The organism is Hahella sp. NS-SX17 (genome assembly GCF_057367735.1).
Window position 1 is genome coordinate 466,624 of sequence record NZ_CM170632.1, and the last position, 23,756, is coordinate 490,379.

Annotated in this window: 19 protein-coding genes; 4 read left to right on the forward strand and 15 right to left on the reverse strand. The window is 59.0% G+C overall.

The annotated features are described in order from the left end of the window. Positions 1–29 precede the first annotated feature (29 nt). The 3 genes from AC2IBB_RS02175 to AC2IBB_RS02185 all read left to right on the forward strand — a co-directional run bounded on the left by AC2IBB_RS02175 (position 30) and on the right by AC2IBB_RS02185 (position 3,471). Positions 30–1,016 carry a GlxA family transcriptional regulator gene (locus AC2IBB_RS02175; RefSeq protein WP_486331271.1) on the forward strand — a complete coding sequence of 329 codons (987 nt, stop codon included), beginning with the start codon at positions 30–32 and terminating at the stop codon, positions 1,014–1,016. A 125-nt stretch (positions 1,017–1,141) separates the two neighbouring features. Continuing rightward, a complete protein-coding gene (locus tag AC2IBB_RS02180; protein WP_486331272.1) occupies positions 1,142–2,110 on the forward strand; it encodes a glutathione S-transferase family protein in 969 nt (322 codons plus the stop codon). A gap of 110 nt (positions 2,111–2,220) precedes the next feature. Further along, positions 2,221–3,471 (forward strand): ABC transporter substrate-binding protein, encoded by a 1,251-nt coding sequence (locus AC2IBB_RS02185; RefSeq protein WP_486331273.1) that lies wholly within the window; start codon positions 2,221–2,223, stop codon positions 3,469–3,471. Positions 3,472–3,581: 110 nt separating this feature from the next. On the opposite strand, the gene hypE is transcribed toward AC2IBB_RS02185, so the two are convergent. From hypE to AC2IBB_RS02245, 12 genes are all read right to left on the reverse strand, one after another. Then, entirely contained in the window at positions 3,582–4,610 is a 1,029-nt protein-coding gene (gene hypE / locus AC2IBB_RS02190) for a hydrogenase expression/formation protein HypE (RefSeq protein ID WP_486331274.1), read from the reverse strand. Then, the gene (hypD, locus tag AC2IBB_RS02195; RefSeq protein ID WP_486331275.1) at positions 4,611–5,723 is read right to left on the reverse strand and encodes a hydrogenase formation protein HypD; all 1,113 of its coding nucleotides are present in this window, start codon (positions 5,721–5,723) and stop codon (positions 4,611–4,613) included. It lies immediately after the preceding gene. Continuing rightward, entirely contained in the window at positions 5,720–5,986 is a 267-nt protein-coding gene (locus AC2IBB_RS02200; RefSeq protein WP_486331276.1) for a HypC/HybG/HupF family hydrogenase formation chaperone, read from the reverse strand. Before AC2IBB_RS02200 ends, hypD begins: the two co-directional genes overlap by 4 nt. Beyond that, positions 5,977–8,334: a carbamoyltransferase HypF gene (gene hypF, locus AC2IBB_RS02205; protein ID WP_486331277.1), complete on the reverse strand. Its 2,358-nt coding sequence runs from the start codon at positions 8,332–8,334 to the stop codon at positions 5,977–5,979. The genes AC2IBB_RS02200 and hypF overlap by 10 nt, the downstream gene beginning before the upstream one ends. Continuing rightward, positions 8,301–9,050 carry a hydrogenase nickel incorporation protein HypB gene (hypB, locus tag AC2IBB_RS02210; RefSeq protein ID WP_486331278.1) on the reverse strand — a complete coding sequence of 250 codons (750 nt, stop codon included), beginning with the start codon at positions 9,048–9,050 and terminating at the stop codon, positions 8,301–8,303. The genes hypF and hypB overlap by 34 nt, the downstream gene beginning before the upstream one ends. A gap of 145 nt (positions 9,051–9,195) precedes the next feature. Beyond that, positions 9,196–9,969 carry an EAL domain-containing protein gene (locus tag AC2IBB_RS02215; RefSeq protein WP_486331279.1) on the reverse strand — a complete coding sequence of 258 codons (774 nt, stop codon included), beginning with the start codon at positions 9,967–9,969 and terminating at the stop codon, positions 9,196–9,198. A gap of 75 nt (positions 9,970–10,044) precedes the next feature. Next, entirely contained in the window at positions 10,045–10,902 is an 858-nt protein-coding gene (locus AC2IBB_RS02220) for a hypothetical protein (RefSeq protein WP_486331280.1), read from the reverse strand. Between the two features lie 2 nt (positions 10,903–10,904). Continuing rightward, positions 10,905–11,519, reverse strand: a complete 615-nt coding sequence (locus AC2IBB_RS02225) for a hypothetical protein (protein WP_486331281.1) — start codon at positions 11,517–11,519, stop codon at positions 10,905–10,907. Positions 11,520–11,531: 12 nt separating this feature from the next. Further along, positions 11,532–12,695 (reverse strand): glycosyltransferase family 4 protein, encoded by a 1,164-nt coding sequence (locus tag AC2IBB_RS02230; protein ID WP_486331282.1) that lies wholly within the window; start codon positions 12,693–12,695, stop codon positions 11,532–11,534. A 10-nt stretch (positions 12,696–12,705) separates the two neighbouring features. Further along, positions 12,706–13,095 carry a hypothetical protein gene (locus AC2IBB_RS02235; protein ID WP_216735299.1) on the reverse strand — a complete coding sequence of 130 codons (390 nt, stop codon included), beginning with the start codon at positions 13,093–13,095 and terminating at the stop codon, positions 12,706–12,708. A 4-nt stretch (positions 13,096–13,099) separates the two neighbouring features. Continuing rightward, entirely contained in the window at positions 13,100–13,948 is an 849-nt protein-coding gene (locus AC2IBB_RS02240; RefSeq protein ID WP_486331283.1) for a hypothetical protein, read from the reverse strand. Then, positions 13,949–15,127: a glycosyltransferase gene (locus AC2IBB_RS02245; protein WP_486331284.1), complete on the reverse strand. Its 1,179-nt coding sequence runs from the start codon at positions 15,125–15,127 to the stop codon at positions 13,949–13,951. It lies immediately after the preceding gene. Between the two features lie 261 nt (positions 15,128–15,388). Here AC2IBB_RS02245 and AC2IBB_RS02250 point away from each other — a divergent pair, with 261 nt between their 5' ends. Next, a complete protein-coding gene (locus AC2IBB_RS02250; RefSeq protein WP_486331285.1) occupies positions 15,389–17,014 on the forward strand; it encodes a methyl-accepting chemotaxis protein in 1,626 nt (541 codons plus the stop codon). Between the two features lie 71 nt (positions 17,015–17,085). On the opposite strand, the gene AC2IBB_RS02255 is transcribed toward AC2IBB_RS02250, so the two are convergent. The 3 genes from AC2IBB_RS02255 to AC2IBB_RS02265 form a co-directional block, all read right to left on the reverse strand. Then, complete coding sequence (locus tag AC2IBB_RS02255; protein ID WP_486331286.1) at positions 17,086–19,464, reverse strand: glycoside hydrolase family 9 protein; 2,379 nt, start codon at positions 19,462–19,464, stop codon at positions 17,086–17,088. Positions 19,465–19,576: 112 nt separating this feature from the next. Beyond that, positions 19,577–21,811 carry a glycoside hydrolase family 6 protein gene (locus AC2IBB_RS02260; protein ID WP_486331287.1) on the reverse strand — a complete coding sequence of 745 codons (2,235 nt, stop codon included), beginning with the start codon at positions 21,809–21,811 and terminating at the stop codon, positions 19,577–19,579. Positions 21,812–21,971: 160 nt separating this feature from the next. After that, positions 21,972–23,570, reverse strand: a complete 1,599-nt coding sequence (locus AC2IBB_RS02265) for a cellulase family glycosylhydrolase (RefSeq protein WP_486331288.1) — start codon at positions 23,568–23,570, stop codon at positions 21,972–21,974. Positions 23,571–23,756: the final 186 nt, after the last annotated feature.

Sequence of the window (23,756 nt, forward strand, 5' to 3'; positions counted from 1 at the left end):
TGTGTTTGACTGAAGCTCGACGAGTGAATATGACCCAACCCGGCCCCGCTACCCCGGACGTGCGCTTTTTGCTATTGCCGCTGCCGGAATTCACCATGCTGCCCTTCGGCGGTTTTCTGGATAAGCTGCGTTTTACTGCGGATGAAGAGGACTACAGCGCGCAGCGTTATTGCGCCTGGCGCGTGTTGGGTCTGGAGCCGGGTTACATTGTCTCCAGCAGCGGCGTCGCGATCGAAGTGCAGGAAACGGCGGCGCATACGCGCCTGACTGATTTCGACTATCTGGTGGTGTTCGGCGGCCGCACCGCCCGTCGCAGCATGGAATTGGCCAGTGAATACGGGCCTGTGCTGCGCAAGGCCGCCGCACAGGGATTGTCTCTGGTCAGCATCGATAACGCCTGTTTTCTGCTGGCCGCCGCAGGGTTGTTGCAGGGAGCCAAAGTCGCGATGCATTGGCGCCATGTGCAGGAGTTTCAGGTCGCCTTCCCGCGTATTGAAGTCCGCACTGGGCAGCTGTATTGCTTCGACGGCGGGCGCATCAGCTGTGCGGGAGGCGTCGCCGCAGTGGACCTGGCGGTGGAGCTGTTGGCGCGTCATTGTGGCAAAACGCGGGCGTTGAAAGGGTTGGCGGATATGTTGGTGGACGAAGCCCGCAGCGAAACCCATTCGTTGAAATCTCTGGCCCATGAGAGCGGACTGGGTCGCAACCTGGGGCGCGCAGTCAGTCTGATGCGACAGTGGTTGGAGGGCTCTTTTACTATTGAAGACATCGCAGTGGCTATCGGCGTCAGCCGCCGCCAGTTGGACCGTCTCTTTATCGCTGAGTTTCACTGTACGGCGCGGGCTTACTGGCGGGAAATGCGCTTGCAGCATGTGCGCTGGCGCTTGCTGAACTCCCACCACAGTCTGGCTGCGCTGGCTGATGAAATCGGCGCGCAGGACGTCAGCCACCTCTGCAAGATGTTTCGTCAGCGTTTCGGCGTCAGTCCAGATGCGTTTCGTAAAAACGGCGGCTGAATCCCGCTTTCGCCCGGCCGTTCTTTCCCTTTATTCGAACCTTTTAACACAATTTTTAAGCTTTTTATTCAATGGTATAGCTTCTAATGTGAGGGTTTGACAGGTTCACCGGGAGAAAGTGGGTTATGGGGTTGTTGGTAGACGGAGTCTGGCGCGATCAATGGTACGACACCGCCAAAAGCGGAGGCAGGTTCGAGCGTGAGGCGTCGCGCTTCCGTCGCCGCGTCAGCGCTGCGGGGGAAGATGGATTTCCGGCGCAGTCGGGTCGTTATCATCTGTATGTCAGTCTGGCCTGCCCCTGGGCTCATCGCACCCTGATTTTCCGCAAGCTGAAAGGACTGGAGCCTCATATCAGCGTTTCCGTCGTATCTCCGGACATGTTGGACAACGGGTGGGAGTTTGACGCCGCCAAAGGGCTGCCGGATCACCTGTATGGCGTTGATTTCATGTATCAGCTTTACCTGAAGGCGCATGCGCAATACAGCGGCCGCGTCACCGTACCGGTGTTATGGGACAAACAGACGCAGACGATCGTCAATAACGAGTCTGCGGAGATCATCCGCATGTTCAATGACGCCTTTAACGATCTGACCGGCAATCACGCCGACTTTTACCCCGAACCGCTGCGTGAGCGCATCGACGCCGTCAACGACTGGGTATACGCCCAGATCAACAATGGCGTGTATCGCTGTGGCTTCGCCACCACCCAGGAAGCCTACGAAGAAGCATTCACAGGACTCTTCGCCGCCCTCGACAGAGTGGAGGCGATTCTGGCGCGGCAATCTTTCCTGGCGGGGGAGTTTCTGACGGAGGCGGACTGGCGTTTATTCACCACCTTGATTCGCTTTGACGTCGTTTACTATGGCCATTTCAAATGCAACCTGCGGCGAATCGCCGACTTCCCCAATCTGAGCCAATACATGCGTCAGCTGTATCAGCATGAGCAAGTGGCGGAGACCGTCAATCTGGCGCATATCAAGCGCCATTACTACTACAGCCACGTCACCATCAACCCCACGCGCATCGTTCCTGTGGGGCCGGAGTGCGTGTTGAACGGACCGCATGACCGTGGACCGGTGCGGGTCATGGCGTAAATCGTCGGGTGGCTGGATGCGGCGACAGGGTCTAGGCTATTAGCGGTTACCTGAAATAATACGGAGCGGCGCGAGCACTCACTGCGTCGCCTGGAGGGCGAAATGGCGCTATGTTAGGCGGCAAGGATAAAAAGTGGTTACTCGCGTTCCTGTGGCTGGCGATTGCAATGTCGATGCAGGCCCATACGGCGCAGGCGCAGGATCTTAAAGTGGCGCTGATGGTGTTCAGCGGAGATCAGCGAGCGGCGTTCAATGAATTGTCCCGTCAGTTCGAGAAGGAAAATCCTGGTCTAAGCATACGTTGGCTGGCCTATGACGAAGATGCCTACAAAGGCGGCATTGAGCGCTGGTTAAGTAAAAACGAGCCGGCGGATGTGCTCTATTGGCAGGCGGGAGAACGTCTGCTGCAATATGTGCGTAGAGGTTTTGTCGAGCCTCTCGACGATTTGTGGGAAGCGGAAAACTTCGATGCGGATTACACCGAGGCGATCAAAGACACCGTATCCTGGCGAGGGCGCGTTTACGCTATTCCCTACTCCTATTATCAGTGGGGGCTATATTACCGGCGCTCTGTATTCAATCAGCTCGGGCTGCAACCTCCTCAGGATTGGGATGGACTGTTAAAACTATGCGGCGACATGCGCAAAGCCGGCGTTGCGCCGATCACCATCGGCACCCATTATCATTGGACCGCCGCCGCCTGGTTCGACTATCTCAATCTACGCATCAACGGGCTGACGTTCCATCGTGAGCTGACCAGTGGACTTGCTTCCTACACAGACCCGCGTGTACGCAATGTGTTCGAGCACTGGAAAACCCTGCTGGATAAAGACTGCTTTATCGATCACAAGCTGCATAGGGAGTGGGACTGGAAGCAATCGCTGCCGTTGCTCTATCGCGGTCATGCGGGCATGTTGTTGATGGGCAATTTCTTCAGCAGCACGTTGCCGGATGACCTGGCGGCGGACTTCCGGTTCGCGCCTTTCCCGGTCATTAATCCTGACTTGCCGCGTTACGAAGAGGCGCCGACGGATGTCTTTCTGCTGCCAGCCAATTCTGGCAACAAAGCGTTAGCCAGGAAGTTCCTGGCTTTTATCGGCCGAGCGGACGTGCAGGCGGCTCTGAATGACAAAGTCGGCAAGATCTCCACGCATCGACGCGCGCCGCACGGCGACGACTACTTCATTCGCGCCGGTGCGGAGTTGTTACAGTCAGCGGCGGGCATTTCCCAGTTTTACGACCGGGATTCTCCTAAGGCGATGGCGGATGAGGCCGTAAGAATTTTCACCGAGTTCATGGTGGTGCGGGATATTGAGCGTACTCAGGCGGCATTGGAGCGGGCCAGGGAAAAACACTATTAATCAGGCAGACACATAGCTTTTTTCTATTACTTGACTTCTGCGGCCAGCCGCCGCGCAGGCGCATGTATGCGTCTGGTTATTAACGTTTGACGCCGAAGCTTAATCTGTTGCTAACAAATGCGCGGCAGGGGGTCGCCACTGCGCCAGTCCACGACCCGTTCTCCGCCGAAATTTGTGCGCAGTCGCACGAAGCAGCGAGGGTCCTCCATAACCTCGCCGATGATGGCGGCGTCACCTCCTTTCGGGTGCTCACGCATTGCGTCCAACAAGGCTTGCGCCCGCTCCGGCGCGCAGAACGCGATCAATTTGCCTTCATTGGCGATGTATAACGGGTCCAGTCCCAGGAACTCACAGGCGGCGCGCACTTCTTCACGAACCGGGATCGCGCGCTCGTGCAGGCGCATACCCACTTGCGCCTGCTGCGCGATTTCATTGAGCGTCGCCGCCAGTCCGCCGCGGGTGGGGTCGCGCATGCAGTGCAGATCCGGCTCGATATCGATCATGGTCGCCACCAGATCGTGCAGGCTTTGGCTGTCTGAGCGCAGGCTGGCCTCAAACTCCAGATTTTCCCGTTGCGACAGTATCGCAACGCCATGATCGCCGAGGAAGCCGCTCACCAGAATACGATCGCCAACCGCCACTCGCGCCACGCTGCAATTGACGTTTGCCGGCAGTCGTCCAACTCCGGTGGTGGTGATGAATACACCATCGCCTTTGCCCCGCTCCACTACCTTGGTGTCGCCGGTGACGATGGCGACGCCCGCCTCCCGCGCCGCTGCCGCCATGGACAAGACAATACGGCGCAAGTCGCTCAGTGGAAACCCTTCTTCCAGAATGAAGGCGGCGGACAGATACAGGGGAACCGCGCCGGCCATACAGACGTCGTTGACTGTGCCGTGCACGGCGAGAGCGCCGATATCCCCGCCAGGGAAGAACAAAGGCGATATCACGTGACTGTCTGTGGTCATGACGAGACGCCCCGGCGCTACCTGAAAGCAGGCCTGATCGTCGCCGGCGCGCAGCAGCGGGTTATCAAAAGCCTGTAAAAACAGGTCGTCAATCAATCGTCGCATGGCGCGGCCGCCGCCGCCATGAATCATCTCCACGCAGCCGTGGCGAAAGTCGGGTTGCAGGCTCATCTAACGGGCGTGTCCGTAACTGTAGTGGGCGGCGCAGGCGCCTTCGGAAGACACCATACAGGCGCCGATGGGGTTGTCGGGGGTGCAGACGGTGGCGAACAGTTTGCAGTCAGTCGGCGACTTCGCGCCGCGCAACACCGCCGGGCACTCGCAGGCTTTGTTCTCCCGCGCCTCGCTGGGGCTCAATTCAAAACGCGTCTCCGCGTCGTAATCGGCGAATTGCGGCCTGATTTGTAAGGCGCTGTGCGGCATCCAGCCCAGGCCGCGCCACTCGAAGCTATCGCGCAGTGTCATGGTCTGCGCCACCATTGATTGGGCTTTGGCGTTGCCGGACGCGGTCACGGCGCGGGAGTATTGGTTTTCCACGTCGTAGCGTTTTTCGTTGCACTGGCGCACCAGCAACAGGATTGCGTGCAGGATGTCGAGCGGCTCAAAGCCGGCGATGACGATGGGGGTGCGATAGCGCCGCGCCAGCGAAGCGTAAGCGTCGCCGCCAGTGATGACGCTGACATGGCCGGGTCCTACCAGACCCTCGATAACAGATTCGCCAGCCTGCTGCGCGGGCTCCAGAATGCCGGTGATCGCCGGTGGCGTCAGGACGTGGTTGCAGAAGACGGAAAAGTTGCGCAGCTTTAGTTCCTGCGCTTTCAGCAGTACGGCGGCGGTGGGCGGCGTAGTGGTTTCAAAACCGATGGCGAAAAACACCACTTGTCGCTGCGGGTGTTCCTGGGCGATGCGCAATGCGTCCGCCGGAGAATACAGCATACGCACGTCGGCGCCTTGGGCTTTCGCTTTCAGCAGACTGCTGCGATGGGCGCCGGGAACCCGCAACATGTCGCCATAACTGCACAAAATAACCTGATGACGCACGGCCAGCTCAATGGCGGCGTCGATGCGCGCCATGGGCAGCACGCACACCGGACAGCCGGGCCCGTGAATCATGTTCACATTGGCAGGCAGCAGGTCCGGGACGCCATAGCGGAACAGAGTGTGCGTGTGGCCGCCGCAAAACTCCATGAAGCGATAACGTCTCCCGGGGCTCGCTTCTGCGCAGATGCGGCGCGCCACTTCGGCGGCGTAATCGCCGTTACGGAATTCGTCGATATATTTCATCGGTCGCCGCCCTCGCCGGGCTCCAGGTTTGCGTCCAGCTCTTCTTGCAGCGCCTGCATCTGGTCGAATAACGCTAACGTGCGCAGCGCTTCATCTTCATCGATCTTACTGAGCGCGTAGCCCACATGCAGGATGACGTAATCGCCGACGTTGACGTTCTCCACCAGCGCCAGGGAGATGCGCTTTTTCAGGCCGCCGATATCCACCAGGGCTTCATCGTTGTCCAGCAGGCTTTCCACCTGCACCGGTATGGCTAGGCACATGCGGGTTGGTCCGTCTCCGTAGTTGCGTTAGGCGCAGGTTGTTGTTGATGGGCGCGGAGATAAGCATACCAGACCTGACCCAGGCTGATCCCGCTGTCGTTGGGCGGCAGTTGGCGAGGGAGATAAACCTGCATGCCCCGCGTGCGCAGGCCGGTCATCAGCGACTCGCGCAAGACGCGATTCAGGAAGCAGCCGCCGCCGAGCACAATAGCGTCGACGCCAGTCCTGGCGCGCGCGTCCTCCACCCAGGCCAGCAGCCCGCGAACCAACAGGTCATGAAACCGGCGCGCGCCGACATGGGGAGCGCAGTCAATCAGCGCTTCCAGCAGAGGATAAAGGTCCAGATCGCCTTCAGAGGTAATCTCAAACAAGGGGGGGGGGTCCGGAGTCGGCGGTGTTTGTCGGCACAGGGACTCCAGCGTCATCGCTGCGTGAGCTTCGTAATCTGTATGATGGCGCACCCCCAGAATGGCGGCGGCGGCGTCGAAGTAACGTCCAGCGCTGCTGGTGAGGGGACAATTGACGTTCTTCGCCAGCATTTGGCGCAGCGTCGCGTAACCCGGATGCGCGCCAAACAGGCGCTTTGCGTCCTCCTCTCGGCCTTGCGACAGCAAGGCGGCGACGCCAAGACGCCAGGGCTCGCGCACGGCGCTGTCGCCACCGGGAAGCGGCAGCGGACGCAGTCCACCTAGACGTTGATAATCGGCGCCGTTCATCCATAACAGCTCGCCGCCCCAAATGCCGCCGTCGTCGCCCAGCCCGAACCCATCCAGCGCGAGTCCCAGGACCGGATCGCGCAGCCCCGCTTCCGCCATGGTCGCCAGACAATGGGCGTGGTGATGCTGTACCTGCAATAGCGGAATCCTCAGACGTTTGCTGAATTCATGGGCGGCCCGGGTGCTGTAGAAGTCAGGGTGCAGGTCGCAGACGACGACTTCGGGTTGGATGCCCAATGTCGCCAATAGATGCTCCACGTTTTGATCCATGTCGCGACAGGTGGCGGCGCGATCCAGATCGCCGATATAGGGCGACAGATAAGCACGGTCATCCCGGGTAAGACAAAGGCTGTTCTTGAGAAAGCCGCCGAAAGCCAGCGTCGAGGGGCCTTTCTGCGTCAGCTCGATGATTTGGGGAGCGAGTCCGCGGCCGCGCCGGACATACACGGCGGGCTGTGAATGTTGTACGACGGAGTCATCGGCGCGGGCCAGGATGTCCCGATTGTGCAACAGGAAGCCGTCGGCGACGCCTTGCAGCTCTCGCAGGCATTGCGCGTTATCGGTGATCAGCGGCTCGCCGCTGAGGTTGGCGCTGGTGACGATCAGGATCAGAGGATGCGCCTGCTGCAGCCAATTCAGGCCTGGGGGACGTTGTAAGGCTTGGTGAAACAGCAGGTAATGAATCGGCGCATAAGGATACATGACGCCTACATCCGCGCACTGGGGCGCTGCGCCGGGCAGGCGGGCGTCACAATCGGGGCCTTTGAGCGTCAGCGCGATGGGAGCGTCCACACCCTGCAGCAAGTGTTCCGTTTGGTCATCAATCTGCGCCAGCGCTGTGAGCGAGGCGCGGTTCAACGCCATGACGGCGAAGGGCTTATGGGCGCGTTGTTTGCGCTGGCGCAGTGTCGCCACGGCGCGGAGGTTGCTGGCGTCGCACATCAGGTGGACGCCGCCGACGCCTTTCACCGCGATGATCCCTCCCTGACTCAGTTGTCGCCAGGCTGCGTGAATGGGATCAGGCTCAGGACAAAGTGCGCCTTGCGCGTCATGCCAGCTCAATGTCGGACCGCAAGCGGCGCAGCTGTTGGTTTGCGCATGCTGGCGCCGTTGTTCGGGGTCGCTGTACTCCAGCAGACACTCTGGACATTGCTGGAAAGCATTCATGCTTGTTCGGGCGCGATCAAAGGGCGGACTGCGCATCAAACTGTAGCGGGGGCCGCACTCGGCGCAGGTGATGAAAGGATAAAGGTGGCGGCGATCCTGGGCATCAAATAATTCGGCAAGGCATTGGGCGCACAAACGCAGGTCGGTGGGGAGCGCGCCATGCATGGCGCCGGGTTTGGAGGCGACAATAGCAAAGCTATTTTGATGAGGAATCACCGACGCTGGGCGGGCGGCGAAAGCGCGAACCTGTGCTTGCGTGGGTTTATTCGCCAACAGTTGCGTTTTATAGGTCTGCAATTGACTGGGCGAACCTTGGATATCGATCAGCAGATCTCCGCCTTGATTCCAGACTTTACCGACGAGTCCCAGCGAGGTGGCCAGACGATATGCAAAAGGACGAAAACCGACGCCCTGCACCACCCCGCTGAGGGTCAGGATTTCCCGGGCAGACGCTGTTGCAGCCATTGTCGCCACTGCTCCATTCCGGCGCCGGTTTTGGCGGACAGATGGATGATTTCTATGTTCGGATTGACCCGACGCGCGTATTCCTGCGCTTTGTCCACGTCGAAGTCGACGTAAGGCGCAAGGTCGATTTTATTGATCAGCATTAGTTGGGAGGCGTGGAAAATGTCCGGATATTTGAGAGGCTTATCTTCGCCTTCGGTGACGGACAGAATCGCGACCTTGGCGGCTTCGCCCAGATCGAAACCGGCGGGACAGACCAGATTGCCGACATTCTCGATAAACAGAACATCCAGCTCCGGCAAAGGCAGGCGCTCCAGGGCGTGGCCCACCATATGCGCGTCCAGATGACAGCCTTTGCCGGTATTGATTTGTATGGCCTCGACGCCGGTGGCGCGAATACGTTCGGCGTCGAACTCAGTCTGCTGGTCGCCTTCGATTACAGCCATATGCAGCGATTCGCTGAGCTCGGCGATAGTGCGGGTCAGCAAGGTGGTTTTACCAGCGCCGGGACTGGATACCAGGTTGAGCGCCAGCACCTGATGGACGCCGAGCAGATCCCGGTTGGCCATGGCGAACTGGTTGTTCTTGTTCATGACATCCTGCTCGATCAGCACCATACGGGTTTGTCCCAGGCCGGGCGCGTGGGCGTGAGCCGGCGCCAGAGGACGGCCGTTCAGGCTGGTGTTTTCATCGCCGCATCCGCAAACGCCGCACATGTTTTTCTCCCTCTCGCTGGCCCTTCAGCGGGCTGATTGACGTCACATTGCAAGCCTTGACGATTGTACCCCTTGGCAAAGGATTTGGGGCGGGCGCTTGGCCGTATCTTGCCCCAAGTCAAACTTGTTGTCATGACGTGGACGTTTACAGGCCGGTGAAGGTATCCGGCTGGGCTTGAAACAGAGACTGGAACTGCGGTTTGGAAAAGTAATAACCCTGCAGCAGGTAAATCCCCAAATCCCGCAGCGCTTTGGCCTCGTTAAGGGTCTCCACGCCTTCGGCGATGACAGTGATATCCAGCTCGCGGCAGACTTCCGTGATGGCTCTGACAATGGATTGGCGTGGTTTGTGGTGGTGCAGGTCGCGCACCAGTTGCATATCCAGTTTGATAATGTCTGTTTTCAATTCCGCCAGCAAATTCAGACCAGAATAGCCGGACCCAAAATCATCGATAGCGATCAGAAACCCCTGCTTTTTATATTCGTCTACGATCTCGCTGACATGAGGCAGATCCTTGATTTGCTCACCTTCGGTAAACTCAAAAATGATGCGTGAAGGAGGGAGGTCATGGGCGCGGGCGGACTCCAGAGTGGTGCGGATACAAAGCTCGGCGCGATACACCGCATTAGGCATGAAATTAATACTGACCCGCGTATCCAGGTTCAGCTTGGCGGCCAGCTCAATGGCCTTTACCCGGCAGGCTTGATCGAAACGATAGCGGTTATTGTAATCCACCTGATCCAGTATGACTCCGGCGCTTTCATTGTTGACGCCGCGCACCAGAGCTTCGTGGGCGTACAGGTTGCGCTCGTGTAAATTGACGATGGGCTGGAACGCCATGGTAAAGTCGAAGCTCAAACCCGCCCCGTGGGCGCATTCTGAACAATTCAACGATTTGAAATTGTGTTGCGCCTTCATCCTTTGGCAGCCTCCTGTTGTTAGTCGCAATCTGTTGTCAGTGTAGTACAGACAGCGTGTTTTTCAGGTCTGCCGTCAGCTTTCCTCACGCAGGGCGGCGGCGCGGGCGAATTGATCGTCGAAGCGGCGCGGAAAGGGAAGGAAGCGGTGCTTGTGTCGATAAGGCTGCAATTGACGCATGGTGTTAAAGCCGCAGGCGCTGAAGATGCGCTGCGCTTTGGCGGTCCAGTGTGTGGCGGGATAATCGCAGCGGTGAATGACCTCCGGCGGCAGGCCGTCCGGGCGTCGCGGCGACAACAGGACCAGCTGCGGGGAGGCTCTCTCCATAGCGGCGTTGTCCTGGGCAAAAGCGGTCAGCTCCAGAATTTCCTCGTCGGCGCCGGCGTGCAGAATCAGCCATAGCGGCGTCGCCCCCGGTAATTCCAGCGGGGACTCCTGCGTTGTCGACAGGGGCGGGTCAATCAGACGCAGAGAGCTGATGCGGTCACAGCTGGCGGTCAACGCGGCGGCGTGGTCGTCGTTAATGGACTCCAGTTGAAAGCAGCGTTGATAGCGCGGCAACGCGCCCTTGAGCATGGGGGCGTAAACTGGCCAACGCAGCAGGCGGGCGCAGTGGATCAGCTCGGCGTCAGCAGGAAAAGGAAAGTCGCACAATTCTCCCAGCAGGCCGCCGGGAAAGGCGTCGATGATGATGCGCCGGTAGGTTTTCTGCATCAGGGCTGTGGTCAGCCACTGACGCACGCCGTCCGGATCTTTGCTGATTTCCTGTGGGGCCCGTAGTGTGTGGAATTGGTGGGATAAAGGCGGCTCTGTGTCATTCCAGGCGGAACTCATCGCAAGCGTGACGGGGTCATCCAGCCCCAGCGTATGAACCAACGCCTGGGCGCGGGTGATGTGTCCGAGGCCGCCGCCCAAGGCGTAGATGAAGATCATAGCTACTGCCGCATCAGAATTTCCGCCATCAGGATATAGCGGTGCTCAGGCCGGATACGCTCGTCCAGCAGCAGTCCATAGGCGGAGGACAGACGGAAATCATTGATGCGATAACGCTCACCCTTGTCGGCGTCTTTGACTTTCACCTCCTTCCCGTCCTGGGTCAGCTGCGCCTGACCAATAAAGATCTCCGTTTCGCCGGACACCCGGTACACCTTGAGCTTGTCGTCTTTCGCCTTGATCTTCACTGGGCGCGCCTCGTCGCCATTGACGACGACTTTCAGCTTCTCTATGTCCCCTTTGACTTTAATGTCGCCATTGAGGTCGTCCGCCCGCAGCTTGAAGTCGTCGCCTTTACTTTTGACTTCCGCCACCAGTGCGCCGCCCGGTCCGTAGTACTTGCGTTTATCGCCCTTCAGCCTGGAGCTGAGCCGAGTCATGACGCCATGTTGCCGATAGCGTATGGAGAGGTCGTCATAAGACAGCGTGAACTCCGCCACTAAGTCTCCGCGATCGTCTTCGACCTTGAGTGTCTGCGCTGCGGCGCCTTGCGCCAGCATCATCGTCAGACACAGCAGCCAAAGTATGCGCCAGGGTTTTAATAAGAGATGAAACATACTGAATTTTCCTCAAAGACTGTGCAGGTGACTGACTTTATGCTCCAGACCGATCAGGTCGCGGAAGAGAACCTCATATCGACTGATCTCCGCCTCCAGATTCAGGCGTCGCGCCGTCAGTTCGCGACAGGCCTGGGCCATTTCCTCGCGTTGCGACGACGCGGCGCTAAAGGCGCGCTTGATCGCCGCGACGCAGGCGTCGGTCTGGCCCGGTTCAAACAGATACCCGTGACGGTTGTCCTCCAGCACGTCGGCCATGCCGCCGGCGCGTGACGCCAGCATGGGGACGCCCAGGGCGGCCGCCTCCAGCATCACGTTGGGCATGCCGTCGTAATAGGAAGGGATGCAGACAAAATCACAGGCGAGATAATAGGGCAGCAAAGCGTAGCGGTCGGCGAAAGGAATGTGGGTGTAATGCAGCTCAGTGGCGTTCGCCAGCTGCTCCTGCAACATGGGCTCCATCTCGCCGACGATCAGCAGATGGGCTCGCTTGGCCAGGCCTGAACGCAGCAGGGCGTTGATAAAGTAGTCGCCGCCCTTTTTACGCTTGATATGGCCAAACATACCTAACATCAGACGCTTGTCGTCGCCAATGCTCTCTTGCCGCAGCGCCTGCGCCTGCTCCTGATCCGAGTGAATGGGGCTCCAGGCGGCGAGATCGATGCCGTTGGCGATCCACTCCACTGCTGCGCCTGGCCACAGGCGCTGAATTTTGGCGACTTTGTCGCGACTGACCGCCGCCACTCGTGTGGAAGCGCGAATCGCGTTTTCCAATACGGAGAAGCGTTTCGGGTCGAATACGGCGGCGTCGAAATCGTTGCCGCGGATCAGCACCGACAGTGGTTTTTGCATCCAGGCGGCGTACACCGGTCCCGCCAGCATGGGTACATAGCCGCCGAAGGCGATCACGCCATCATAGCTTTCCGCGCCGAGGTGAGGCAGCGCGCACCAAAGACGATTCAGAGTATGGCTGACGTCCGCCTCCAGTGGACAGCGGATATTGACTCCGCCCAGCTTGCGCTGCGCATTCAGGTCGCTCCACTTGCTGCTGAAATGGACCAGATCAATGCGCCAGCCCTGGCGACGCAATCCCGATACGATACGGTCGCAGCTTTGCGCCATACCGCCCTGTTGTGGGAAATGATTCTGGGTCAGCCAGAGTAAGGTTCCGGTCATGAGCGCGCCTTCAACTGTCGAACAGGTCGGCGGAATCATCGTCGCCGCTCAGGTCGTCCTGCATGTCCAGCATATCGGCGCCGACGAAGGCGGCGGCTTCGTCCGCGCCGAATCCGTGGTCTTCCGTCAGCATGTCGGCGTCGCCGGTTTCGGTGTAGTAGTGCTGGCGGTAGTAGTAAAACCAGCGTGTGGAATTACCGCCGTCGTCCATGTACATCTCATCATCGCCCGTATCGCTTTCGCCCTGCACGGCGCCGCATTCGGTGCACAGCATCTCGCCTTCAACGGGCATGGTGTGCAGGGCGCACACCGGGCGCTCGCAAATCGAACATTGCAGAGCTGCGAGCGCTTCACAGGGGCGCAGTACGAAAAATCCAGCTTTTACTTCACATTTTGCCATTGCATCACCCTACCGGTCTTAAGCTTTTATAAATCATGGACACGCCGATCAGTAGCTCTTTGAGAGCCATTTTCTGGCCAGGGCTGGAGCCTCCCGGCGCTTGGCGGCGACATCTGAGCACGCTTCTGCGTTCTCCTTCTTTCTTGACCTGCGGCGCTGCGGCGCCGGAGCTGACCTGCGCCTGATAGCGGTCGTTTTTGTAGCTCAGGCTGACGTCCATACGCGTTTTAATCTTGTACTTGGTTTTTGTTTTGGTCTTGCCGCGGCGGTTGCGCTTGCGAATTTTACGGCGTCGGACCACGTCCAGCACTTCCCATGACAATATGCTGTTATCGGCGAGGCCCAGACTTCCCCGGAACCATGGATCGCGAAAGATGGACTGTTCTATGCGGGGGCCTCCGCCCAGAGTGCGGTGATCCGTGCGTTTGGAGACCAGCTCGGGGCCAACCAGGTCAACGTTCAGGGTAAGACGGGCATTCGCTTCTGTGTCCTGACGTAATATCGTCAACAGAGGAAGCACCGAGTCGCGCAACCGGTTGGGAACGTCTTTACTTTGAAGAGCGAAGAATATGATCAGGTTTATGATGAATATAACCGCGAACCCTGCGGCGGCAGGTGGGAATTCCACGACCAGGGAGAGTATAAATCCCACAATCCAGAGCGCCATTGCGATTGCAACTCGTTTCCTTATCTTATCTCCGCCTTTATCGCGCGCGGCGATAAAACGGAGACACTCAAGCCACTCATCGATGCTTCGTTCCCCGGTAAGCTTTTTCGTGCGTCTGACTTCACGAAAGTACTTCTCCAGCTCTGGGGTGGACGTCAGCGCCCTTTGTTGCTTAGTTTTAGCCATCTACTTCCCCGATATCAGTTCTACATGAATATGTTTCAGCGCAGCATTGGCGTGGGACCACAACAGGCCCTCCGCAATGCTGCGCTGCGCCGCTGCGCCCATCTGCGCCACGGCGTCTGGATAGTCCAGCAGCACCCGCAAGCCGCGGGCCAGCTCCGCCGGGCGTTCCGGCGCCACCAGATAGCCATTTTCGCGGTGGCTCACCAGCTCGCGCACCACCGGCAGGTCGGAGGCGATCACCGGCACTCCCGCCCCCATGGACTCCAGGATTTTCAGCGGACAACACCCCTGGTCGATGTTGCGGGCGCACTCTGTGAGCGGCGCTACGCTGACATAGGCGTTGCTGACCCAGGGCGCTAACTCCTCTTTGGTCAACCGGTGCAGCCAAGTGACCTGCTCCGCCACGCCTAATTTATCCGCTAGCTTCTGGTAGCCTTTGGCGCGTCGTGACTTCACTGAACAGCAAATCACTAGATGCAGGTCCGGCATATCCTGAAGGCGCTGCAGCGCCCGCAACAGGACATCCAGGCCCTGCCAGGCCTGTACGGCCCCGAAATATAAAATATAGCGCTTTGGCGCCGTTTCGGGGCGCGCATGTCCATGGTTAAGCTCCGTTCCGTTAGGGATGACGCTGATACGTTGCGCCGCGACGCCGCGACGCACTAAGTTATCGCGGATTACGCCAGACGGAACGACAATGCGGTCCGCCCGGGTCAGGCATTCGTCTTCCAGGGTGCGGATTTTCGCCAGTGTCGTCGACGCCACATTGGGATACGCCATCGGCAACTCCACCGAAGGCAGTCCGTTGACCTCATAGACGGTGCGATAGCATCCCGCCGCCCGACGCACCAACGGAACGCCTCCCCAGGGATCGCGGAACTGGGCGATCTTCAGGCTGTCCTGCAAGCCGTTTTCCAGTACGCCATGCAACTCGCTGCTGTAGGCCAGCGCGCGATGCAGATAGTTATCCAGCAGGCGTCCGAAACGCAGAATCTCCACTGCGTTCTCCCGTTGATAGCGAGGAAGACGCTCATTACCCAGCACGTAAAGCAAGCCTCCGCCGGCGGCGTCAAACAGCGTCTGGGCGGCTTGCTGGATGTGAGTGGCGGCGCCCTTGGCGGAAGGATAGACATCGAACGCGGCATAGAGAGCAGGATGAGGTTGCAGGGGTAAATTCACGTTGTTGCGCTTATTCCATGAGGCGGTTGCGGAGTGTTTTTAATCAGGCGTTGGCGGGCGTTTTTGCGCCCGCGCACTGGAGCGTTAGCGGATACTAGCAGAAACCTGTATCGAGTCTCCACTCCAGCTGTGGCGGGCGAGAACTTCACCCTGGAGCGTCAATTTCCGCAAGAGTTATCTGTTTTTCCAGTAAATTTGACTGTAAGAACTCGAATCCCTGTCTAGACTTAGAGAAAACGTATATATTCCGGGGTTGTGAACATGCACTTCAGACGTTTCAAAATCGGCCATCGCACCGCCGCCGGGTTTGTGGTCGCCCTCGCCTTCATTCTTGGTCTAGGTTTGTTCTCATTAAAGCAGATGTCTGAGATCGCGCAATCCTCTGCGGAAATAGCCGAGGACTGGTTGCCGCGTCAGCGGGTGTTGGGGGAAATACAGTCTTCTCTCAACTTTTTCCGCACTCAGGAACTGCTGCATGTGATGGCGGAGTTCAACCAGGAGATCATCGACGCCGATGAACGCATGAAGGCGGCTCAGAGCAAGCTGGAAGCGCAAATGGCTTCTTACAAAAAGCTCATTGAGTCTGAACAGGAAAAGCAGCTGTTCGAAAAGTTGACGGCGTCCTGGAAGAGCTATCTGGAGAGCCATGACGAAATGATTGGCCTGTCCCGGGTCAAGTTCAAGGAAGAGGCCAGAGAGATGATGACCGGGCCCAGCAATGAGCGTCTGGAGCAGCTGCGCGCGGTGTATGTGGAGTTGTCTGATTTCGTGGGGTCTGGCGCAGATTCCGCCAAGACCCGCGCCACCGAACTGTATGCGGGGGCGAAAGAATGGTTGATTATCGCCATCGCGCTGGCGGCGGTCATCACGTTCACTTTCGCTCTGGTGTTGACCCGCAGTATCAACAGGCCGCTTAGATCCGTTCTCTCCGCCGCCCGTCGCATCGCCAGGAACGACCTCACTCAGAGCATCGAAGTGGAAGGCCAGGATGAAATTTCCGACCTTCAGAAAGCTCTCGCGGAAATGCAGGATCGATTGCGTAAAACGCTGCAGAAAGTCACTTCCGCCGCTGCTCAGGTGGCCTCCGCATCGGAAAACCTCAACGCGCTGACGGAGGACGCCACCAACGCTCTGAATATGCAAAACAGCGAGATTCAGATGGCCGCCACCGCCGTCACGGAAATGTCCACTGCCGTGGACGATGTGGCCAAACACGCCAACGACGCGTCGGAGGCCTCACAAGCGGCGGAGTCCGCGTCCACCAGCGGTCGCAAGCAGGTGGGCGAAACCAAACAGTCTCTGGAAGAGTTGACCAACTCCGTCACCAGCACCGGGGAAGAAATTCAGGCGCTGGCCACCCAGGTGGGTGAAATCAGCCGGGTGCTCGACGTGATTGGCTCCATCGCCGACCAGACCAACCTGCTGGCGCTTAACGCCGCCATTGAAGCGGCGCGGGCGGGGGAACAGGGACGCGGTTTCTCAGTGGTCGCGGATGAAGTGCGCGCACTGGCTCATCGCACCCAGGAATCCACCCGTGAAATCACCCAGATGATCGACAATATTCAAAGCGTCACCCGCAACGCGGTGAGCTCCATGACCGCCAGCAATGAGCACACGCATAAAACCTTGTCGCTGGCGGAAGCGGCGGATGGCGCGTTGGAGGAAATCATGCGTATGGTGGGACGCATTAATGAGATGAACCTGAGCATCGCCAGTGCGTCGGAAGAGCAGGCGCATGTGGCCCGGGAAGTGGATCGCAATCTGGTGAATATCCGCGATGTGGCGGACCACACCGCGGAAGGCGCGCAGAAAACGTCGGCGGCGAGCCATGAGCTGGCGGATCTCGCCCAGGACCTCAACGGCATCGTCGCCGGGTTTAAGCTGTAGTCAGCGTAGTTATGTCGTAGCCATCGCGCTCCGCCACCCCTGCATGTTGAGGTGGCGGAGGTGTTCTCGCGCTATTGGCAGACGTCGCCTGTAACAGTCGGTGTTTGCGCCGTAGCGGACCCTTTCTGACCTACCATGCCGAACTCCACATAGGCGCCGGGCTGGATGGTTTTATTCCAACCCAGAGGGCTCGCCTTGTAGGGATTTTGCCCGGATAAATTGGCGTTCCACTGACTGTTAATCAGCGTGCCGTCGCTGTACTCCCAGTTGACTTCCCAACCGTCCAACGGCGTTGATCCCTGGTTGTGAATACGGATCAGCGCGACGAAACCGCTGTTCCATTCGTTCTGCACAATGTATTCGCAGGCTCCTTGCGAGTCGCTGTCGTCGAGGGTCGCTTGTTGCGTCAAACTGGCTTCGCCGCCGCGGCCGTCCGCGACTTTAAGCGTGACCTTATACACGCCGGGCGCAGCGTAATCATGGCTGGCGGTTTTACCTGAGCCGACAGCGCCGTCGCCGAAGTCCCATTGATAGTTGAGCGTGTCGCCGTCAGGGTCATTGGAGGCGCTGGCGTCAAGATTCAACGTCAGGCCGGCTGCGTTTGCGGTGAAAGCCGCCACTGGATCGTGATTGGGGTCTGGATCAGGTTCATCGCCCCCTTCCGCCAGGTCATTGACGAACGCCAGGGTCCACACCAGCGCGCCGTTCCAGTTGATGGTGATTTCATTGGTGGACCAGGAGCCGATATCGTCGATAAAGCACGTCTGTGGTTTGCTTTCGCAGCCGGATAACGCCGCTTTCGCCACATCATCCTCTAAACCGGGGTTAGGTCCTCCCGCCAGTGCGCCGGGGGGCGCCCAGGGATAACTGCTATTGAGAACGCCGGCCCAAAAACGATGATGAGGCTGTTTGACTGCATGCGCGCCATGCCCGGTGACATAGGACAAAGACAAGGCGTTGCGGCCGAACAGGTAATCCACGGATTTCAGCGTAGCCTGGGCGTATTTGTCCTCGCCGGTGAAATCATAGGCCAGGGCGGTGATGGCCAGTTTGTTGGCCAATACATTATTGGAGCCCCAGTAATATTCCTCGTTCCCCAATGGCAACAGATACCCTTGCGAATCAATGACCGCGACCAGTTTGTCCGCCAGTAACACCAGCGTACCTCGGGCCCGCTCGCGCAAGGTCGCGCTGTGATCGCCGGGAACCATGGCCAGGGACATCAACGCGGGAATGCGGGTTTGCGGCCAGGCCCAGTCCGGCGCGAGATCATCATCCCATTGAATGTCGTTCTTGTAGCTGGCGTCGCCGGTGGTGACGAACAGCTCCGCCGCCGCCCACACGAATTCATCGCTAACGTCCTGATCCCCGTATCCGCCGCCGCCATTGTTGAAGTCGTCTTTATAAATGACATCGGGGTGCTGCTTGGCGGCTTGCCAGGCCCGTTGCGCCGCCGTCAGACAACGGGCTGCGAAATCCGGATCAATGTCTTTCCATATTCGCGCGCTTTGCGCCGCTGTGGCGGCCAGGTTCAGGGTGGCGGCGGTAGAGGGAGGAACCAGATAGCGCTGACGCGGGTCTTCATGGGGCGCCAGCGGTAGACCGGTCCAGTTATCGTCATGCATTTTGTGATGAACCATGCCAGCCAGGGCTTCGCCTTCCGGAACCTGCATCGCCAGCAGGAACTCCATCTGCCAGCGGGCTTCGTCCAGCAGGTCGGGGACGCCGTTGCCGCTTTCGGGAATATTCAGGGTTCCGTCGGCGAAAGCCTCTTTATGCTTGCCGAAGTATTGATTGCGTTCATAGGCGTTCAACAGCTTCCACACGGAAATACCGCCGTTGACGACATATTTGCCGTGATCGCCGGCGTCATACCAGCCCTTGGAAACGTCCAGCGAGTAATTGCAGGTTCCCGGCCAGCAGGGAACGTTGTAATCGCCCAGGTTAGGCGTGACGCCGATGTGTCCCGCCGGGCGCGCCAGCTTGGCGTCCGGCGCATAGCTGCTGCGTCCGCCGCCGGTAAACTGGGGTTCGATCTCAATGCCGCTGCGGTTGTGATAGTAGTAGCGGATGGCGTCGTACAACGGGCCGGAAAAGACCTGCTCGTCAATGGCGAAGGGATAACTGCGGTCGCCGCCGACCTTCAGTTCATAGCCTTCTCCTTCGATATCCACATTGGAAAAATCGATCTGGTGCAGGCGCTCGCCGGAAGCGGCGTCGGCGCCTTTGGGGGTGGTCATGCCGGACGCCACCAGGGCGCCATTGCGCCATAATTCCCAGGTTTGCGCGGTGTCATTTGCGGTGGCGTATACAGCGACTTTGGGCGCTTCCGGCAGATAACCGCGCTGGTTGACGCGAGGGTTGCCGTCGGCGGAATAAGCCTGGATCGGGGTCATGGCGGCGGCCAGGGCCAAACTTATAGAACTTAATAAAAACATTGGCGTGCGCATAATCAGCGTCTCCTTTTCAGGTTTTTTGTTGGTCCTCAGGCGATCCTCCCTGATCGCCCTGTTTCAGGTTCGTGCAAGCGGACCGAATCACCGGTCCGGCGTTTAACGCGATTTATTCAATCGGCGGGTAAGCGTTCTCCACCAGCATGCGGAACTGCTCGTGGAACCAATGTCCCGCCGCGGGCGCGCCCGCTTTGGCGCCGGTGGGGTACCCGGATTTGCCGACGTAATCGGGGCTGCACATGGGGTCGAAGCTCTTGCCTTCGTCATCGGGCGTGGTTTGTGAAGGATCGCTGGCGCCGTCAGACTCGCCGGGGGGCTTGATCCAGATGAAGGCGTCCACGGGCGCGTCGGCGCCGAATGGCGCAGCGCGGGGACGTTCGCCCACCCCGGCGCCGTCGGCGTTACACCAGTTGCCGCGATGGAAACGACGATCCAGGCGGGCGGCGGTAACATAGTTGTCCACCGTGCTGGCGGAGGCGTCCGGTCCCGTGGGGCGTTCGTTTCCACCCCAGCCGTTGCGGCTGGTGTCGATCAGCAGGCCGAGATCGCTGGGGAAGCCGGCGTTGACGAAGGCTTGATGCAGGTTGTTGGCAAAGCCTTTTTCGTCGAATTGAGGGTTCCACTCATAGAACTTGGAAGAGCGAACTTCCTGCCCGTTGATGCGCAGGCTCGGATCAGGCAGATAGACTTCCTCTGTTGGCGTGTAGTTGGCGACGTTGGAAACGAATCCGTCAATGACGCTTAAATCGCCGCCGGAAGCCCCTTTGACCACTTGCGTAAATAACTGCACGGCGGGGGCGAAGTTGCTTTCCCAACCCAGCCAGCCGGAATGGGCGATATCCAGATAGAGATAGACATTAGGCAGTTGCGACAGACGACTGATGGCGTACTGTACGCCGTCGACGTAAACGCCGTTTTGCGCCACCTTGGCGCACTCGGGAATATCGCGGTTGGTGACCAGGTTCGGCAACGAGTCCGGCTCAATCACCGTGACGATGCGGATATCGCGGAAGCGAGGGTCGGACATGACGTCATAGATCACGTCAATGTAGTCAGACTTGTAAATCGCCAGGCCATTCTGGTCTGAATGCAGCGTGCCGTTGGAAGCCAATGCGGCGCAGTCCCGATCCGGCAGGTTGTACACCACAAAGGTGGCGGTGATCGGCTCATCGCCGTCTTTTTGCGCCAGCGCCGCTTCCAGATGCTGTTCAAGGCTCAGACGACCGCCGTTGACGTCGCCGCCGTAGATGGCGTCGATACGGTCCAGCCATACTGCGGTGGGGGTGTCTTTCAATGTCGCCATTTTCGCGGCCAGAGAGGCGTCTACTTTAGCCATGGAAGCGTCCACCTGCTTCGCATAATCCGGGTTGATATAGGCCTTGGCGCCGGCGAAGGGATTGCTGACGTGCGCCGGATCGTCGCCGGGATCGGTATCGCCTTCCTCCACGGTGACGCTTTTGCTGGCTCTATCGCTTTGTTCGCCGTCGCTGACGGTGAGCTGGATGCTGTAGGTTCCCGCTTCCGCATAGGTATGGCTGGCGCTGACGCCAGAGGCCGTGGCGCCGTCGCCGAAGTCCCAGATATAGGTGAGATTGTCGCCGGTCGACGCGGCGGCGTTCACGCTGACGGTTTTATCCACCACGCTGCTGGTGAAGCTGGCGGTGACCGGGTCCGCCGTATCCGGCTGTTTCACGCGAATGCTTTGGGAAGCAGTGACGGACGCTGCGCCATCGCTGACAGTCAGAGTGACGTTGTAGTCGCCAGGATTTGCGTAGTCATGGGAAACCTTGACGCCCGTCGCGCTGGAGCCGTCGCCGAAGTCCCACTGATAACTGAGCGCATCGTTGTCCGGGTCGCTGGAGGCGGAAGCATCGAAAACCACTGGCAATGGCGCGTCGCCAACGCTGACGGAGGCGGTGAAGTCGGCGACAGGGGGATGGTTATCCGGCGCGCCATTATCATCGCAAACGTCTCCTGTGACGACGGGAACCGGGGCGGCTGCGGCGCCTTTAGCGCCCTGCATGCCGAACTCGATGGTCTGGCCAGGGGCGATGCGTCCGTTCCAGCTCATATTGGCGGCCCGATAAGGATTGGAGCCGGATAACTGGGCGCTCCAGGAGTTGCTTAGCAGCGAGCCGTCGTCATAACGCCAGGCGACATCCCAGCCGTTGATTTCGCTGGCGCCGGTGTTCGTGATCTTAATCAGCGCCACGAAGCCGCTGTTCCATTCATTCTGCACGACATATTCGCACTTGGCGGCTTGTGCGAGAGGACTCTGCACGGCGGCGAATCCCAGGGAAAGAGCGGCGGCAAGGCCGTATCCCGATTTCATTGAAAGTTTCATTGGCGTTCCCTTTTTGGAGAATTAAGTCAGTCCGATATTCAAGCTTTTCGCTTTGTCGTTAGGGGCGCGGTGCGCCGGAAAAGCGCCATAAGGCGCTATGGGCGGCGGCGATACCGCTGAACTCGCCGCAGTAAACAGAAACCAGAAAAATGCACACGCCTCAGTTCGCTCCGCACTGGATAACGCGGGGTGTGCTGGCGGCGTCCCCTTTGACGCCCTGCATGCCGAACTCCACGCTGGCGCCGGGAGGGATCTCCGCATTCCAGCTCATACTGGAGACGTGATAAGGGTTCTCCCCGGATAACTCGCCATTCCATACGTTGACGATGCGGGTTGCGTCTTCGTAGGCCCAGTCCACTTCCCAGCCGTTTAAAGGTGTTGTGCTTGTATTGGTGATGCGCATGGATGCGATAAAACCGGCGCCCCACTCATTGACGAGTCTGTAGTCGCAGCGGGCTTTGGCGTTGGACATCGCTTCCACGCGTATATCTACGCGCGCGGGAGTCGAACTCAGGCCGTCGTCGTCTAATGCGAGGTAGGTGAAGCTGTCCCCGCCGACAAAGCCGGGCGCGGGAGTGTAGGTCCAGAAACGGTCGGCGCCGACGAGCACGCCATGGCGGGGCTGGGCGTCAACCTGAAATGCGACGACAGCCCCGTCCGCGTCGCTGCCGAAAAGCGTTATGTCGAGAGAGCGTCCTTGTGTGACCTGTAAGGACTGAGGAAGCGTTTTAGGCGGCTGGGGTCCGGTTTCTCCGCCGGTGAATACACTGGCTGGTCTGGCGGTGGCGCGGATGCCGTAAGCGCTGTTGATGAGAAAATCTCCCCAGGGCGTCAGGCGGTTGGCGTCAAAATCATGGGTAATGTCCAGTGATTCCGTACCGCCGCTGTTGCCTGACCAGGACCAGCCCAGGTAACCGATGCGATAGAAATCCGCCAGCTCCATGATGGCGGCTTCATCCACCTCTTCCCCTTGATGATCTGCGCCAAACTCTCCCACCACCAGAGGCAACTTGTGGACATTGACGAAGGTGGACAGGTAGTTGTTGATTTTTTCGCGCTCGGCGTACACCTGATACATATGTACGCTGAACACCAGATTTTGCAGCGGATCTGCGGCGAAGACATTCGGCGCCTCCTGCAGCATCGTTTCCCGCCAGTCCTGGCCCCAGGTGGGCGCGTCGACCATCAGCGTGTGGGTGAACCCCGCATCCCGCAGACGCTGGATTGCTTCCTGGTGAATCTGCGCCCAGGCGGTGGTGGGAACATTGTTGCCCAGGGGCTCATTACCGATATTGATGATGACGTAATCTTCCTGACCCATGAGCGTGTCTTGAATGCTCAGCCAATAGTCCACGGCGGCGGATAACGGCGCCGCTTCCGGCTTCTCGCCATAACCGGTGACATCATGCACCTCCAGCACCGCGATCATCTTTCGGGCTTTGCATTTGGCGATGATGCGCGCGACTTCCTCGGCGGAAGTGCTGGGCCATTGATGGCCGGAACCCAGTACGATGCGCACGGTGTTCGCGCCCACGGCGGCGATGTCGTTTAACGCTTGCTCCGTGCGATAGGCGTACCAGACATGAGGATGATTGACTCCACGCATGACAAAGGGGTTGTTTAAACCATCCAGCAACTGCCCCTCCTGCACGTGAAATCCGGCGTAAGCGCTCGGTGACGCGAGCGTCGCCGCCAGACAGCCAAGCAGTAATCGGCGCGGTTTGCAGCGGGTTAGTCTTTTTAAAAGCTTTCCTTTCATAAAATATTCCTCATCTCCTGGTCGCCTTTGATCAATGGAAATGTCCAGAGGAGCGACGTGCTTGAAAATGTTTTCAAAAATAGCTTCATGAACTTACTGCGCTTCATGCGTTCTTTCGACTTGTCAGCATGCTTTCCTGAGTCATAGAACCTACTGGTATTAAAGTGGTATCTGACTATTTGCCTA

Excerpts from the sequence above, each read along its gene's own strand:
- AC2IBB_RS02175 (WP_486331271.1), top strand. The coding sequence starts at position 30 with ATGACCCAACCCGGCCCCGCTACCCCGGACGTGCGCTTTTTGCTATTG.
- AC2IBB_RS02180 (WP_486331272.1), top strand. The coding sequence starts at position 1,142 with ATGGGGTTGTTGGTAGACGGAGTCTGGCGCGATCAATGGTACGACACC.
- AC2IBB_RS02185 (WP_486331273.1), top strand. The coding sequence starts at position 2,221 with ATGTTAGGCGGCAAGGATAAAAAGTGGTTACTCGCGTTCCTGTGGCTG.
- hypE (WP_486331274.1), bottom strand. The coding sequence starts at position 4,610 with ATGAGCCTGCAACCCGACTTTCGCCACGGCTGCGTGGAGATGATTCAT.
- hypD (WP_486331275.1), bottom strand. The coding sequence starts at position 5,723 with ATGAAATATATCGACGAATTCCGTAACGGCGATTACGCCGCCGAAGTG.
- AC2IBB_RS02200 (WP_486331276.1), bottom strand. The coding sequence starts at position 5,986 with ATGTGCCTAGCCATACCGGTGCAGGTGGAAAGCCTGCTGGACAACGAT.
- hypF (WP_486331277.1), bottom strand. The coding sequence starts at position 8,334 with ATGGCTGCAACAGCGTCTGCCCGGGAAATCCTGACCCTCAGCGGGGTG.
- hypB (WP_486331278.1), bottom strand. The coding sequence starts at position 9,050 with ATGTGCGGCGTTTGCGGATGCGGCGATGAAAACACCAGCCTGAACGGC.
- AC2IBB_RS02215 (WP_486331279.1), bottom strand. The coding sequence starts at position 9,969 with ATGAAGGCGCAACACAATTTCAAATCGTTGAATTGTTCAGAATGCGCC.
- AC2IBB_RS02220 (WP_486331280.1), bottom strand. The coding sequence starts at position 10,902 with ATGATCTTCATCTACGCCTTGGGCGGCGGCCTCGGACACATCACCCGC.
- AC2IBB_RS02225 (WP_486331281.1), bottom strand. The coding sequence starts at position 11,519 with ATGTTTCATCTCTTATTAAAACCCTGGCGCATACTTTGGCTGCTGTGT.
- AC2IBB_RS02230 (WP_486331282.1), bottom strand. The coding sequence starts at position 12,695 with ATGACCGGAACCTTACTCTGGCTGACCCAGAATCATTTCCCACAACAG.
- AC2IBB_RS02235 (WP_216735299.1), bottom strand. The coding sequence starts at position 13,095 with ATGGCAAAATGTGAAGTAAAAGCTGGATTTTTCGTACTGCGCCCCTGT.
- AC2IBB_RS02240 (WP_486331283.1), bottom strand. The coding sequence starts at position 13,948 with ATGGCTAAAACTAAGCAACAAAGGGCGCTGACGTCCACCCCAGAGCTG.
- AC2IBB_RS02250 (WP_486331285.1), top strand. The coding sequence starts at position 15,389 with ATGCACTTCAGACGTTTCAAAATCGGCCATCGCACCGCCGCCGGGTTT.
- AC2IBB_RS02255 (WP_486331286.1), bottom strand. The coding sequence starts at position 19,464 with ATGCGCACGCCAATGTTTTTATTAAGTTCTATAAGTTTGGCCCTGGCC.
- AC2IBB_RS02260 (WP_486331287.1), bottom strand. The coding sequence starts at position 21,811 with ATGAAACTTTCAATGAAATCGGGATACGGCCTTGCCGCCGCTCTTTCC.
- AC2IBB_RS02265 (WP_486331288.1), bottom strand. The coding sequence starts at position 23,570 with ATGAAAGGAAAGCTTTTAAAAAGACTAACCCGCTGCAAACCGCGCCGA.